The 14461-nt window shown below is 37.9% G+C and carries 15 protein-coding genes and 1 tRNA gene; 9 read left to right on the forward strand and 7 right to left on the reverse strand.

Annotated elements, in window-relative coordinates:
- Positions 1-3: 3 nt before the first annotated feature.
- Positions 4-297: a DUF493 family protein gene (locus ESY88_RS07105; RefSeq protein WP_147085829.1), complete on the reverse strand. Its 294-nt coding sequence runs from the start codon at positions 295-297 to the stop codon at positions 4-6.
- 249 nt (positions 298-546) lie between these two features.
- Here ESY88_RS07105 and ESY88_RS07110 point away from each other — a divergent pair, with 249 nt between their 5' ends.
- The 5 genes from ESY88_RS07110 to ESY88_RS07130 all read left to right on the forward strand — a co-directional run bounded on the left by ESY88_RS07110 (position 547) and on the right by ESY88_RS07130 (position 5263).
- Positions 547-1086, forward strand: coding sequence for an AAA family ATPase (locus ESY88_RS07110; RefSeq protein ID WP_147085830.1), 540 nt, complete (start codon positions 547-549; stop codon positions 1084-1086).
- A 2-nt stretch (positions 1087-1088) separates the two neighbouring features.
- A complete protein-coding gene (locus ESY88_RS07115) occupies positions 1089-2999 on the forward strand; it encodes a RecQ family ATP-dependent DNA helicase (RefSeq protein WP_147085831.1) in 1911 nt (636 codons plus the stop codon).
- Positions 3000-3105: 106 nt separating this feature from the next.
- Positions 3106-4059: a methionyl-tRNA formyltransferase gene (gene fmt / locus ESY88_RS07120; protein WP_147085832.1), complete on the forward strand. Its 954-nt coding sequence runs from the start codon at positions 3106-3108 to the stop codon at positions 4057-4059.
- Positions 4060-4253: 194 nt separating this feature from the next.
- On the forward strand, positions 4254-4526 hold the full coding sequence (locus tag ESY88_RS07125; RefSeq protein ID WP_147085833.1) for an HU family DNA-binding protein: 273 nt from the start codon (positions 4254-4256) through the stop codon (positions 4524-4526).
- Positions 4527-4702: 176 nt separating this feature from the next.
- On the forward strand, positions 4703-5263 hold the full coding sequence (locus ESY88_RS07130; protein WP_147085834.1) for a YqgE/AlgH family protein: 561 nt from the start codon (positions 4703-4705) through the stop codon (positions 5261-5263).
- Here ESY88_RS07130 and ESY88_RS07135 read toward each other — a convergent pair.
- Both ESY88_RS07135 and ESY88_RS07140 read right to left on the reverse strand, forming a co-directional pair.
- Positions 5254-6105: an aminotransferase class IV gene (locus ESY88_RS07135; RefSeq protein ID WP_147085835.1), complete on the reverse strand. Its 852-nt coding sequence runs from the start codon at positions 6103-6105 to the stop codon at positions 5254-5256. The genes ESY88_RS07130 and ESY88_RS07135 overlap by 10 nt on opposite strands.
- A 69-nt stretch (positions 6106-6174) precedes the next feature.
- Positions 6175-6567, reverse strand: a complete 393-nt coding sequence (locus ESY88_RS07140) for an START-like domain-containing protein (RefSeq protein WP_147085836.1) — start codon at positions 6565-6567, stop codon at positions 6175-6177.
- A 127-nt stretch (positions 6568-6694) separates the two neighbouring features.
- Between ESY88_RS07140 and ESY88_RS07145 the strand changes: the two genes are divergently transcribed.
- Together ESY88_RS07145 and ESY88_RS07150 are read left to right on the forward strand one after the other, a co-directional pair.
- Positions 6695-6768 (forward strand) — tRNA-Met (locus ESY88_RS07145).
- Between the two features lie 394 nt (positions 6769-7162).
- On the forward strand, positions 7163-7783 hold the full coding sequence (locus tag ESY88_RS07150) for a DUF998 domain-containing protein (protein WP_147085837.1): 621 nt from the start codon (positions 7163-7165) through the stop codon (positions 7781-7783).
- 132 nt (positions 7784-7915) lie between these two features.
- Here ESY88_RS07150 and ESY88_RS07155 read toward each other — a convergent pair whose 3' ends face one another.
- The 3 genes from ESY88_RS07155 to ESY88_RS07165 all read right to left on the reverse strand — a co-directional run bounded on the left by ESY88_RS07155 (position 7916) and on the right by ESY88_RS07165 (position 10456).
- A complete protein-coding gene (locus tag ESY88_RS07155; RefSeq protein WP_147085838.1) occupies positions 7916-8422 on the reverse strand; it encodes a photosystem reaction center subunit H in 507 nt (168 codons plus the stop codon).
- Between the two features lie 4 nt (positions 8423-8426).
- Entirely contained in the window at positions 8427-9053 is a 627-nt protein-coding gene (locus ESY88_RS07160) for a hypothetical protein (protein WP_147085839.1), read from the reverse strand.
- Positions 9054-9535: 482 nt separating this feature from the next.
- Positions 9536-10456, reverse strand: a complete 921-nt coding sequence (locus tag ESY88_RS07165) for a hypothetical protein (protein WP_147085840.1) — start codon at positions 10454-10456, stop codon at positions 9536-9538.
- 277 nt (positions 10457-10733) lie between these two features.
- On the opposite strand from ESY88_RS07165, the gene ESY88_RS07170 reads away from it, so the two are divergent.
- Positions 10734-11132 (forward strand): VOC family protein, encoded by a 399-nt coding sequence (locus tag ESY88_RS07170; RefSeq protein WP_147085841.1) that lies wholly within the window; start codon positions 10734-10736, stop codon positions 11130-11132.
- 257 nt (positions 11133-11389) lie between these two features.
- Complete coding sequence (locus ESY88_RS07175; protein ID WP_317128670.1) at positions 11390-11590, forward strand: DUF1328 family protein; 201 nt, start codon at positions 11390-11392, stop codon at positions 11588-11590.
- A gap of 423 nt (positions 11591-12013) precedes the next feature.
- Here ESY88_RS07175 and ESY88_RS07180 read toward each other — a convergent pair whose 3' ends face one another.
- Entirely contained in the window at positions 12014-14323 is a 2310-nt protein-coding gene (locus tag ESY88_RS07180; RefSeq protein ID WP_189702544.1) for a TonB-dependent receptor, read from the reverse strand.
- Positions 14324-14461 lie beyond the last annotated feature (138 nt).

The following is a 14461-nucleotide window of genomic DNA, read 5'->3' on the forward strand; positions in this document are numbered from 1 at the left end:
GATTTACAAAGAAATTACGCCATCTATCTTATCGCCCACCTCTTTATATTTTTTGATGACCGCATCTGGATCGGCCATGGTTACATTCACAGAGACGCTGGTATAGGTACCCTTTTTGGATTCCTTAGTAGAAATGACTGCGCCTAAATTATTGAAAAGATTTTCAATTTGATCAATTTTAGAAAGATCGGATGGCACAATAAACTTATAAAGATACTCAGCTGGCCAGCTGGATGTGTCGTATAATTGTGATCTTAATTTGTTATAAAAGGCTTCGGTTTTTTTTTCTGTACTCATAATGCTTCATTAATTCATTAGCAAAGATAGCGATTACCCTGCTCAAGTTTTCTCATTGGTTGAAATCGAAACTTAAATTTGAGGCTGTAGTACCATCCGTTTCCAAAATGCATTAAAACACTTGAGTGTTTGACCGCGCCATGGCGTTAAAACAAAAAACAGCGCAAAATTTTCTACAGGAATGATTTAAGGCCCTAATTTCGGGTTTCGCTTGGTATTCACTAAATTTACAGCCAAAACCTTGCCAAATTGAATACAAAGCAAATTGTCATAACCGGAGGCCCAGGTACTGGAAAATCCTCAATCATTAATGAACTTTTAAAGCGCGGCTACCCTTGTATGGAAGAGGTTTCCAGACAAGTCACTCTAGAAGCCAGAGAAAACGGCATAGAACAACTCTTCTTAACTGAGCCACTACGTTTTAGCGAACTATTACTAGAGGCTCGCCTAAAGCAATTTCACGACTCGCAAAACGCAGAGATTCCTTATATATTTATCGATCGAGGGATGCCAGACGTTTTGGCATATATGGACTATGCCAGTGCCAATTATCCCGATCATTTTACAAGCACCTGTGAAGCCCATCGCTATCACAGCGTATTTAACCTTGCCCCTTGGGAAACTATTTTTGTTTCGGATAGCGAGCGCTACGAAGATTTTGATCAAGCGGTGCAAATACATGAGCAATTGGTAAAAACCTACGAACGTTTTGGCTACCATTTGATTGATGTCCCTTTTGAGAGCATTGAAAAACGTGCCGATTTCATCTTGAACTTTGTCAGCCCATAAATATGTCACATCCCATAAACATATTAGAGCGCTATTGGCAGCACACTTCATTTAGACCCTTGCAAGAGGAGATCATTACCGCAGTGTTGAACAATGAAGACACCTTTGTACTATTACCAACTGGCGGCGGCAAATCGGTATGTTTTCAAGTTCCCGCACTTGTAAAGGATGGTATTTGCATTGTGATTTCACCATTGATTGCCTTGATGAAAGACCAAGTGAATGCGTTGAAGCTGAAAGGCATCAAAGCCATGGCCTTGACCAGTGGCATTAGCTATCAAGACTTGGATACGCTTTTAGACAATTGCATCTACGGAAATTACAAATTTTTGTATCTCTCGCCCGAGCGTTTGCAACAGGATATCGTGCAGCAGCGCATCGCACAAATGAACGTAAACCTAATTGCGGTTGATGAGGCGCATTGCATAAGTCAGTGGGGAAATGATTTTAGACCTGCCTACTTAAATATAGCGCTCTTGCGCGAATTGCTACCCAGCGTGAACGTAATTGCGCTTACAGCAACCGCGAAACCAAACGTGATTGAAGAAACCATGAGCGCATTGGATTTTATCGCTCCCAAAGTCTTTAGAGCCTCTTTTGAAAGGCCTAATATTGCTTATAAGGTCTTTTACAGTGAGGATAAACTTTACGACCTCGAGCAAGTTCTTAAAAAATACCCAGGTGCGTCCATAATTTATGTACGCAGCAGAAAGGCTTCCGTGGAAATTCATGACCAATTGACCAAACTCGGCTTTGATGCCACCTTTTTTCACGGAGGCATCCCCAACAAGGAAAAGCAGGAACGTTTAGACCATTGGATGAACAATCGCAAACGCATCATGGTGGCCACCACTGCTTTTGGGATGGGCATTGATAAACCCGATGTCAAAACCGTGGTGCACATGAATTTGCCCGAAAGTCTGGAGAGTTATTATCAAGAAGCTGGTCGTGCCGGACGAAACAACGAGAAGGCCCATGCCATTTTACTCTACAATGCTTCAGATGAAATATTACTGAAAAATCAATTCATTAGAAGCTTGCCTTCTATTGACGCGATTAAGTTGGTTTATCGAAAATTGTGCAACTATTTTCAAATCCCTTTTGGTGAGGGAGAAACATCGATGCATCAGTTTGATTTCAATGATTTTTGCAAAACCTATGATTTCAATCCCTTGCAAACCTACGCGATACTTCAGTTATTGGATCGTAACAGCATTATTAAATTATCGCAACAGTTCAATTATAAAACCAGGCTTCAGTTTATTTTAAGCAATGCCGCAGTATTTCATTATCTCGAGCGTCACCAAAGTTTCCAAACCATTGTGAAATCGATTTTGAGAACCTATGGCGGTATTTTCGAGCACGAGCTTGCCATCAATCTCCATTTGATCGCCACTAAGGCGTCCACTTCGGAAAAGGAAATCATTGCAGTTCTCAATACGCTTAAGCGCGATGGTGTGGCAGAGTTTATGTTTTCCAACACCGATTCTGAAATTGTTTTCATCCAGCCCAGGGAAGACGACATGACCATTAACCGAATTGCCAAAACGGTTGAGCAACAAATGGCACTCAAAACGATGCAGGTCAATTCCGTTTTGGAGTATATCAAAAATGATGATGTTTGCAGAAGTGTGCAATTATTGAGCTATTTTGGGGAAGAAACAGGTAAACCTTGCGGAATATGTTCGGTATGCACTGCAAAGGGGGCTAAAAAAACAGCATTAGTACACAGTGAAAAACAGCTAGAGCAAACGCTTGTACAAATTCTAAGCACAAGGGCTTGCAACTCCAGACAATTAACCGAGCAATGCAAAGCCCCTAAAGAACAGGTCTTAAAAGCCATCAAAAATCTTCTGGAACTTCAAAAGATTGAATGTACCGAAGCCAACACCTATAGATTAAAAAACTTATGAAACGAGCATGTTCAAAATTTTATCACACAACGAAATGATTAATGGCGAACAGCACCGGCCTGCCGGCAGGCAGCTGTGACCATAAAAAAACAATAGATTTATACACATGAAAACAGACGCCTTACGAATTGTATTTATGGGCACTCCAGATTTTGCGGTAGCCAATTTGAAAGCCTTAGTAGAAGCCAAGCACGAAGTTGTTGGTGTGATCACTGCGCCCGACAAACCTGCAGGCCGTGGCAGAAAGCTGCAGCAATCTGCAGTGAAAACCTACGCCCAATCCCAAGGTTTAAAGCTCTTGCAGCCCACCAATCTCAAAGACGAAGCCTTTCTTTCAGAATTAAAAGCGCTGCATGCCAATTTACAGGTCATTGTGGCCTTTAGAATGTTGCCCAAAGCGGTTTGGGATATGCCAAAATATGGCACTTTCAATCTGCATGCATCCTTGTTGCCCCAATATAGAGGAGCGGCACCCATACATTGGGCCATCATCAATGGCGAAACCAAAACTGGGGTCAGTACTTTTTTTATCGATGATAAGATTGATACCGGTGCCATTATTGCCCAAACTGAAATAGGTATCGAACCTACCGAGACCGTGGGGCAGCTTCATGATCGCTTGATGCACTTGGGCAGTCACTTAGTGCTTGAAACGGTCGATAAGATCGCGCAAGGTGAGGTAAAGACCTATATCCAGCCTGAAAACGAAGATCTAAAAACAGCATACAAGCTCAACAAAGACAATTGCAAGATAGATTGGACAAAAGATGTGGCGACGGTTTATGATAAGATTCGTGGCTTAAACCCTTTTCCTTCCGCATGGAGCTTTCTTGAAAATGGCGAAGAGCAACAGTCTGTGAAATTTTTTGACATTACTAAGGAAGCTGTTTCCCACAAATATGACTTCGGAAAAATCATAAACTCCAAAACAGCATTAAAGGTGGCCGTAAAAAATGGCTTCATACATATTAAAGAACTCCAACTTCCTGGAAAACGCAAAATGGATATCAATTCACTTTTGAACGGTTACGAATTTGAGGAAAATGCTAAAATGCTTTAAACCCTCATGTTTACTGACAATTTTAAAAATTGCGTAAAAAACACCGTCGTTATCAACAAATGGGCAAAGTTATCAACAAATACTTGCATTTCCCTTGCTGTTACTTGTGTAGGTGGAATTTACGTATAAATTTGTAAGAGGATTTAACATAACGTTTAACCCAACTATTTTTTAATAATTTAAATTTTAATTTTATGAACAAAACAGATTTAATCAATGGCATGGCAGAAAACGCTGGTATCACAAAGGCAGCTGCTAAAAAAGCATTAGATTCTTTATTATCTGACGTAGAAGGAGCTTTGAAAAAAGGAAACAGAGTTTCTTTGGTAGGTTTCGGATCATGGTCGGTATCTAAAAGATCGGCTAGAGAAGGTAGAAATCCACAAACTGGAAAAACGATTCAAATCAAAGCGAAAAACGTAGTGAAGTTTAAAGCTGGTTCTGATTTGAGCAACGCAGTAAACTAATATTTCTCTGAGATAAATTATAGAAAGCCTACTTTTTGAGTAGGCTTTTTTTTGTCAAATTTAGTTCAAAAGCTATAAATTAGTTAGAACGGTTAGCCCTTTACGGGCTTATTTATGTTAAAAAAAATTGCATAGTATAAAAATATGTTTTAGTTTTAAAACAAATCATGATGAATATGATTATAACACAACCCAAAAAAGGCACCCTATTAATTGCAGAACCCTCCATAACTGGTGATATATCTTTTAATAGATCTGTGATTCTTTTGGCCGATTATAACAAAGAGGGCTCCGTTGGTTTTATACTGAATAAACCCTTGAGTTTTGAATTAAGAGACCTGATTCCCCAAACCAACTCTGATTTTAAAGTCCATAATGGCGGCCCGGTAGAACAGGACAATCTCTATTTTATTCATCAGGTGCCGCATTTGATCCCTGAAAGTGTAGAAATCTCGAACGGTGTGTTTTGGGGCGGCAATTTTGAATCGGTATTAGAACTTTTGGCCGCTGGCAGTCTGGAAAGTAGTGACATTCGTTTTTTCTTAGGCTATTCTGGTTGGGGTTCAGACCAATTGGAGAACGAACTTCAATCCCGGGCCTGGATTGTATTGGAAAACATCTATAAAAGTGACCTTATTGAAAAGTGTCAAGAGACCTTCTGGAAAGAAAAAATGATAGAGCTTGGTGGCGATTATTCATTATGGTCCAATTCACCCGCAGATCCCAGTTACAATTGAGCCAAACGCAATTTGGTGTTGAGTCGTTTTAGAATATCGGCTGTAAGCGATGTTGAAAATTCTTTTTTTCGATAGGTTAGGATAGGCTGTATCCCCACGATCACATTCGTAATGAACAGCTCGTCTGCTTTTTGAAGTTCAAAAGGCGAAATGGATGCTTCTTCCACCATATAGTCCCCCGAGTTTGCAATCACTTCAATAATTTGTTTCCGCATGATGCCCTTAAGACATCCATCCTCCAAAGGTGGTGTTTTAATGTGTTCGCCTTTGACCAAAAATATGTTTCCATTTAAGGCTTCCACCACATTTTTGTTGGTATTGAGCAATAGGCAGTTGTCAAAATCATTTTCTTCCGCATAAATGCTTCCCAAAACATTGATGGCCTTATTGTTTGTCTTTAAGGTAGACAAAAGTCCAGGCGCCACATAGAAGTCTTTATAAAGGTCTACAAGGTAAGGCTTGGCTGTTGAAAGTTCATAAAAACTCGAAGGCAGTGCTTCAGCAACCATGGTATAGGAAATGGTTTTGGAGATTGGGCGGTACTTCCCTCCTTCTCCACGATCTACATTGATTCGAACGCGAGCCGATGATTTTGCCAAACCATTGGTATTGATGGTTTTTAGAACCTCGGCCTCAAGAAATTCCATGGTAAAATCCATTGGGATTTCCATTCTCATGATGCGCATGGAAGCCATAAGCCTAAAATAATGATCTTCCCAAAAGAAAATTTTTCCGTGGACTACTTTTAGGGTTTCAAAGATAGCATCTCCATATTTGTAGCCTCTATTCTCTAAACTGATCACATTGGTTTCAGCAACTAATTTTCCGTTGAAATTTATCATAAAAAAAGTCTCGATTTACCGATTGTTATTCGGGTCGAGACAAAGATAAAATATATATTTTTGGTTTAATTAAGCAGAGCCCAAAACTTGTTTTAAATCTGAAATTTGATTATCCCAAAGCATCTTGGCTTCCTCCACTTCATCTTCCTCCACATGGTCTGTAACGATTATTGAAACATCTTTTGTGATTTCATCCACTTGGATTCTAATCTCGAAGTAATAAGCATCGCCTTCCTCTTCATCAACCATCCATCTAAAACGGATGCGCTCACCACTTTTCTTGCTCAATAGCTTTGCTTTTTCCTCACTGCCGTCCCAAATAAAGGTAAAGAACTCACCTCGAGAATTCACGTTATCTGCGAACCACTCCGATAAGCCTGAAGGTGTTGATATATATTGATATAGAAGTTGTGGTGACGCGTGCACGACAAACTCCATTTCTATCTTGACTTTTTCTTCCATAGTTTTCATGTTATGTGCTCAATATATACATTAATTGTTAAGTTTAAAACTAATTGCCCAAATAAATAATTTGCACATTTTATGTTTGCGCACAATAATATTGTTTTTATATTTGCACCCTTATAATGGCGAGGTAGCTCAGCTGGTTAGAGCGTCGGATTCATAACTCGGAGGTCGGGGGATCGTGCCCCCCTCTCGCTACTTAATACAAAGACAGTTACGTTGGTTCGTAACTGTCTTTTTTATTTTGGGTACATTATCAATTGCGTATATCATTACCTATTTGTTAAATTCTAATTAGGTTAATTATCACAAAACCAATATATTATATATAAATTATGTCTTAAAGCTAGCAAATTTGCTCATTGTTTGCTGCGTATACGCACGCTGATAAAAATTAAGTCGTTGGCTTCCTCTTCTCAGTCTGTAAGATTTTCGGTTTATAGATATCCTATAGAACGAATAGTTTGATTAGAGACGCAGCCCCTTCAATTTAATTATTTGAAAATTGTGATAATCAGGCACGAGGGGTTTTAGGTTAAAACTTTACCCAATTGGAATAACATCGTTTGCATAATAGCTTCATCTTTAGCGCATGATTCATAAACACGAGATAATTAAATATGGTGGAATTGCTCTAATTGCGGGGAGTATACTTGCGCTAGTAGCCGATGTAGTAGGTATTTTGGTAGTTGAAGACCACAACCCCATACGACAAACCGTGAGTCAATTGGCGCATGGTAAATATGCCTATATACAAGATATAGGCCTCGCTCTTTTTGGTGTGGGCATTTTAATTGCTGGCGCGACACTTTATCTTTGGAAATCAGATGCCTTTAAATGTGAATGGGGAGCAACGCTTCTATCAATTATGGGTATTTGTATCGTAGTGCTAGCCGAGTTTAATGAATTTGCCGGAACACCCGGCACGACAGTTCACATTGTTCTTGCAGTGTTTATAGGGGTTTTATTTATGCTCTGTACTTTTCTCATTGGTCTTGCTTTCAAGAAAATCAATAAAAATTGGTACTATGCCAGTATTGGTATGGGTATACTATTTCTTGTTTCCTGCTCTGGCTTTCTGGTCATTTCTCAAGCGTATCAAGGCGCTTATGAACGGGGAGTGATACAAATAGTCTTGATATGGTTTTGTGCGATGGGCTATCAAATGATAAAATATCCTGAAAAAACTATGGATTTCGAAACGTTTAAATAAGTCTCTCTTGAAACTAATTCTTCATAACGATAATTCAATAGTATAAGCAGAACGCCATTTCTTAGTCGCTGCAACATAAAAAAACCCGAATCGCAACATCCGGGTTTTATTACGATCTATGTGACTCTAAAATTATTTTCCACCAAACGCCTCGCTCTGGTAAAATTTATCGTCTTTAGGATAAGCCTTGGCTTCATCGCTTCGTACATAAGAATCGAGAACAACTACCTCATAATCTCTATCAATGGCCGTTCCTTTTTTGATTCGTTTCGTTTCTGCAAAGGTTTTATGGTTAATGTTTTCTGTAGAAACAAGTTCACTTTCTAAATGGAGTTGCGCTAAACCTACGGGAAGAATTAGATGATTTTCGCCATCTTTGTTGAGGAAGCCATGCACGCCATCTTTCTCTCTGATATTATAGGGTTTGTGATTTGCTTCAATAATGGAAGCATCAACCTCAATATCCAAATATACCACACGCTCCGTACTTTTGTTTACGAGTAAATTATCCACTGTGCCTATTACTCTCTCGTCTTTATCTTTCACTTCCCAGCCACGAACATCCATGTCGCTGTCGGCTACCTTATAATCTGACAGTTCTTCTAAATAATATAAATTTCTTTCTTTATCTGTACCCATAATCTTATTTGTTTTTCATGTTAGTCAATAATTCTCCCGCTTGGTCAAAGAAGTTTTTGACAGCAGCTTTTTGCTCAAGGGTTTGAGTGCCAGGAGCAATGGCCATAACCGAGTTTTGAAGTTCGGTGCAGCTTTCATCCAAATTTGGGAATCTCTGCATCTGTATTTTTTTCAAGACCTTAACAATGGTGTTTCCGGCATTTTTGATATTGTCTGCATGGTCCACTGCATAAGTATCGTCTTCAACAGAACCTGCAATACTACGTGCGGTTTCCAAATCGGCCGCTATATCCACATTCAGGGTGTTTGCCACGGCTTGGGTAGCATCTATAAGTTTGTCTAGTGCAGCATGTGAATATTCATGCTCAAGACCCATTTCAGCTCCTTCGGCGATATGGGTTTTAAACTCCGCGATTTTTGAGATTGCCGTTTCAGAAAATACATTTTTAGCGTCGTTTGCTGTATTATCTACATCGTCTGTTACCATTTCTATGTCATTGTCTGACACGTCGTCTGCTTCTGCATCATCGTCGCTATAAATGAATACGAAATATAGAATTGCGAGAATTGCGAGAATCGCTACAATCCAAGGCCATATGGATGTCTTTTTTTTAATTTTAATTTCTGCCATAATTTTGTTCTTTAGTTTTTGGAATTATCAATGGCATCAAGGTATCATCAAATACGACAACATCTTGATGCAAAAAGCCCAATTTTTGTCCTGAAAATAATCATCACCCATAAAATTTGGGGCTAGCCGTTTAATTTTGAACAACTTACTTAATTTGTAAAGAAGAATTATAGGGCTTCTTCCCTAGTCAGTAAAATGAAGAATCAATGTTGAAAGAAACCATTCGTGGCGAAAAGCTCCCGCTAAAGGCTATATAGGTACAATGGTAGCAGCGAAATTACCTCAAAGCAGTGCGACCATAGTCAAAACATAAAATTCAAAATCAGTAACCTCGGGGCAAGCCCTCAAGCTATGCATTGAAAGATGTGCTTTGTATTGCGAGAAAGCCTCGAGAAATAAATCCCTCTAGAGGGATTTTAAAAAGACCTAAAGTGGTAAAAAGAATTTATATTAGGTGCTAATCGCATTGGAATTTAATTGGTTCAACCACTTTGGATATCTTTATTCCTTATGAATTTAGCGTCGTATTCATGTTCCAATAAATTATTCATGTTGGATAACACGGTTTCAAATCTTGAAATATCCTTATCCAAAACCCTTTTGATTTTAGCTTTCATTTCGGTCATTTCCTTATAGGCTGAAACTATTTCATTCGCAAGGATATTCACTTCATTTGCGCTTTTGCTGAACTCAATAAATGGCAAACTATCTTGAGCCAACTCTTTGATTTGGTCGTACACAAAAACTTGCCTGCGTTCGACCCTTGCAGGATCTGCTTGGTCAATAAATTCAAAATCAGATAGGTCTAGATTAAAATTTGCCACCCAGTTTAAGTAATATTCTTTATACGCTCTACTGTCACTTTCGTTGGCAATTGTAGAAAAAAATTGATTTGAACGTAAAAGTTGCCATTGGGAATAGGTGCTTTTCTTTTTTAAATAATTACTTCTGAAATAATTGATTTCTTTAGTTATATAAGAGTGATAATTACCAAAAAAGTTGGAATCGATCAACAACTGTTTAAAATTTGAAAGTTTGTTTTTTCTATTGTTGCGGTAAAACCGATTTAAATGCACCAAACTTATTTTGCTCAAAAATTTATCATTCAATGCTGCAGATAAAATTGGGTTGACGAAATTATCCAGATCAAGGGATTGATTGAATTCTTTGAGATCAACAGCAGCTTTCTCTATGGATTGCTTTAATTCTGGCAATGAGGACTGAAAAAATTCAAACGCGTCTTTGGCATTATCGCTGCGTTGTTTTTTATATAGAAAAAAGGCGATCATGACTCCAAAGATCGCCAATAACATGGCAACAGAATCAATTAACATAGACCATTGATTTGGGTCCATACTCCACGATTCAAAGATCAGATAGTAGTTTTCAGTGTCTTGCTGCATGCGATTAATTTTTGCCGATGATTATTAAAGGCGGTTTAGTTCAAACTGAATATCTGTTTGATCTAACTAAGTTACACAATAAATTAGAGAAAAAACGGCCCACTGTTTTAGCATGTATGCCTGAGATTTTTAAAATACCAGAATGAAATCTGGAATTGATTTAGTCAACATCAAGAGAACATGGCTTTTCAATCGGACTTATTTTTAAAGTAAAAGTTATTTTTTTTAAATCAAAATACACTCAAAATAAATCGTATTTTAAGTAAAATTTAAAAACATGAATGTACAAGCTTATTTAGCCTTTAACGGCAATTGTCAAGAAGCGCTCAATTTTTACAGTAAAATTTTCAGCGCAGAAATCAAAAATCGTCAAACCTATGAAGATCGTAAAATAGATGTGCCGTCCTCATTCCGTCAAAAACTGCAACATGCAGAATTGAAAGGAAAAGGATTGCATTTTATGGCTTACGATGCGGCACCCGACACTCCCATAAATCACGGTAACCAGATTCATATGAGCGTTGACCTGAAAAATACCGAAGAGGCTGAAGACATGTTCAACCAACTTTCGAACGGAGGTCAAGTTCATCATAATTTCAGAGAAAGGGAATGGGGGCATTTTGGAAGATGCTCAGATAAATTTGGTATTAACTGGATGGTCAATTGCGATACTTAATCCCCAACTCGCATCAACAATAAGCATGCAACACGGTGCAATGGATAAAGAATTCAATGCGTAGCCCAATCACTGGACTCACATTCTTGTATTAGTTTACTTCTTTATACCCTTTGAATAGTAAGCCTAGCTTGGAAAACAAACACTAAAGCTTTCAGGTTTTATTTACCAAAGTTTTATGAGTCAAGAACTAGACAAACGAATCGTTTTTTTTACGCTAAAAGAAGAATCAATTGTGCTAAGACCTCATGCAAGGTATGGCTAATTTTAAACCATTAACTCAAAAACACTTTACTATGTTAAAATGGCTCGTTATCTGCATTGTGATTTCAATTATTGCTGGTATTTTTGGTTTTGCCGGAATCGCTGATGCTGCAGCAGGAATCGCAAAAATAATATTCGTGATTTTCATTATCATTAGCATTATTGTCTTTCTGGCATTCAAAAAGATTTTTTGACCTTCCGCCAAATCGCAATTAGAGTGAGGGCTGATTACACATTTAGAAAAAATTCAAATTCCTTGGTGCACTTGATGCATTTGATGCTTGCTGTTATGATTTGCCCAAAATTAGATTAGACCTTCGGCAGAAACCGCATGTGCCAAAGATATGGCAAGCAATTATTAAAAGTTTTAAGCTGTCTGTAACGAAATAGGCATTGAGATACTTACTCCACATTAGCGTGCGGAACGAGAAGGAACTAACACAAGTATTCCTACAAACCATCTACCTAAAGATTATAAAGCGCCAAGTTTCAATCTTAAAATGGAAAAATATGAATAACACTCATGTTCAATCTGAAAAGGAAAAAATGAGATATCCTAATTAAGATTATCCCATCAAGTGTGTAAGAAGTATGCAGTGTGACATTCTTTTTTGTTACTAAAAATAGAGACGCCAAACGGCATTTGTTGTGATACCCAGCGAAAATCTTGAAAATTTAATGGGATCGTTGTTGTCGTTAACGCGATAAAAATTGTTTATCGGATTTTCTCTATTCGATAGGTTCCAAACCGAAGCGCCTATTTCAGACCTAAAACTATTGCTGATCTTAAATTTGTATAAGGCAGAGACATCAATTCTCATGTAGTCCTGCAATCGACTGCTATTCGCTGTATCAAAATTTACGGCATCATCTATCACTTCATTGCCTAATAAAGGAATCGATGTAGGCTGGCCTGTCCGGTAATTGAGGCCTGCTGAAATATTCCAATGGGTATTGCTAAAGGTACTTCCCATTGTAAAAGCATGCGTAATGTCAAAATTACTTGGAAACTCCTTGTCTTCAAGTGTTTCAAAAGTGTAGGTATTATTTATATAAGAATAACTCAACCAGCTATTTAGATGTTTAAATTTTTTTCTAAACAAGACTTCAACTCCATAAGCGTCATAGCTGCCTTTCTCTTTTTCAAGCTCATATTTGGTTGTGAAACTTTGACTTTGGGTTGTGATACCAGCAACAGTTTTAAAGTAGCCTTTAACATCAACCAACCAGCCTTTATTTTTGTAAAGGATTCCTAATGAAGCTTGTTTGCTTTTTAGGATAGGGATGCTATCATTGTCTGTTTGTTGCCATCGTCTTTTTTCAATGCCTAAAAAATCATTTTGAAAATTGACGATTTGTGATACATTTTGGTGCTTAAATTCACCTAAAGCTTCAATTTCGAAATGATTTCCCAGTGCCTTACGGATGTTTAATCGCGGTTCGATTATAAGTTCATTAAATTCATCAATATAGTTAAGTCTCACACCAGATCTTACTGAAAAATCTTTAGCCTCATTCTCGTAGTAAGTCTGCCCAAAAACGGCATGTTCCCTCAAGACTTCTGAATCACGTCTAACAAACCTTGGCAAATCAATATCATTTAGATTGACCACTTCAGACTCGACAAAATTATATCCCAGCATAAATTTCCATAGATTTTGATGGTATAAAGCTTCAAGTTTTATGGCAGTTTCTGAAACGGAATTTTCTTGTAAGAAGCGCTGGCCAGCCAAAATATTGGCATTAATGGCCTGTAACTTATAATCGGTATTATAAATATTCAAGGTTGTACTTAAATTGCTATTCCATTCCCTTTTATAATTTAAGCCTGCAGCCATACTGTTTTGAGACACGCTACTTTCTCTTGTCTCTAATGCACCATTCAGGGTTGCGGTCTCATCAAAGCTTAAATTATTATTTATTAGGATGAAATTCAATCTGATGATATCCTTATCAGTTGGTTGATACAGCCATCTTAGGGACGTATCATAAAAATCAAATCCCTGATTTGAATTACTCACTTCAGAACTATTGTTTTGTGCTTCAGTCTCTTGGGTCACTCTGTCAAAATAGGTGTCATAGGTTGGGGTTCTCAAAAGGTCGTCAGTAGATTTTCTTGCTGCAATTTGGACAGAAGATTTTTCGCCTAATGGAACGTCTGCAAAGAGATCGGCATTTAAAAGATTGATACCAAACGACCCTTCGAACTTCGATTGTAATTTCTTGTCAGATTCCATAAAAATGGAGCCAGAAACACCATCGCTATATGAGGCATCTGTTCCGTTATTGATGACCGTCGCCGTTTGTGTGATTTGCGGATTGAAGCTTGAAATAAGTCCGAAGAAATGTCCAGATTGATACATTTTAATATCATCCCAAAGCATTAAATTTTGGTCATGTGAACCACCTCTAATATTAATGTTGGAAACCGTCTCGTCAACACTAATGATACCTGGTAGCGCTTGAACGGTTTGGAGCACGTCAGATTCAATGAGCCCTGGCAATAAGGTGAATTTACTGTAATCAATTAACGTGCTTCCATCTTGTCTTTTATCAATACCTTGAACAAGGTATCCGTTAAGAACTACTGGGCTGATCACTTGCTCTTCTTCCAACATGGATATGATTTCACAGCTATTTAAATTGAAAAACTGGGCTTTGCGTTCAATCGTCTTAAAACCCATAAACCGAATTGTTATGATGTCGCTCAATGAGGCTACTTCAATTTCAAAATACCCATCGTCCTTGCTAATAGCATAAGCAGTTGCCCCTTTAATAGTTGCACCAGAAAGCACTTTTTGCGAGGTGTCACGAATATATGCGCAAATCGTAATGGCTTCTGTGATGCTGATGACAACATCGCTAATCTTTGAGAAGATCAGATTTGTTTGTTTCTCTAGATTTTTAATCTTATTTGTTAAACTCAAATTTTTAGGTAGAGGAATTACTGTGATGTTTTCCAGAAGCCGACTTTCATAATTAAACGTCACATTATGAGTCGCAGTTATCTCGTCAAGTATATTAATTATAGGTATTTTTTGAGTATTATTTTGTCCTATTACCCA

It is taken from the genome of Subsaximicrobium wynnwilliamsii (assembly GCF_007997225.1).
Classification (GTDB): Bacteria; Bacteroidota; Bacteroidia; order Flavobacteriales; family Flavobacteriaceae; genus Psychroserpens; species Psychroserpens wynnwilliamsii.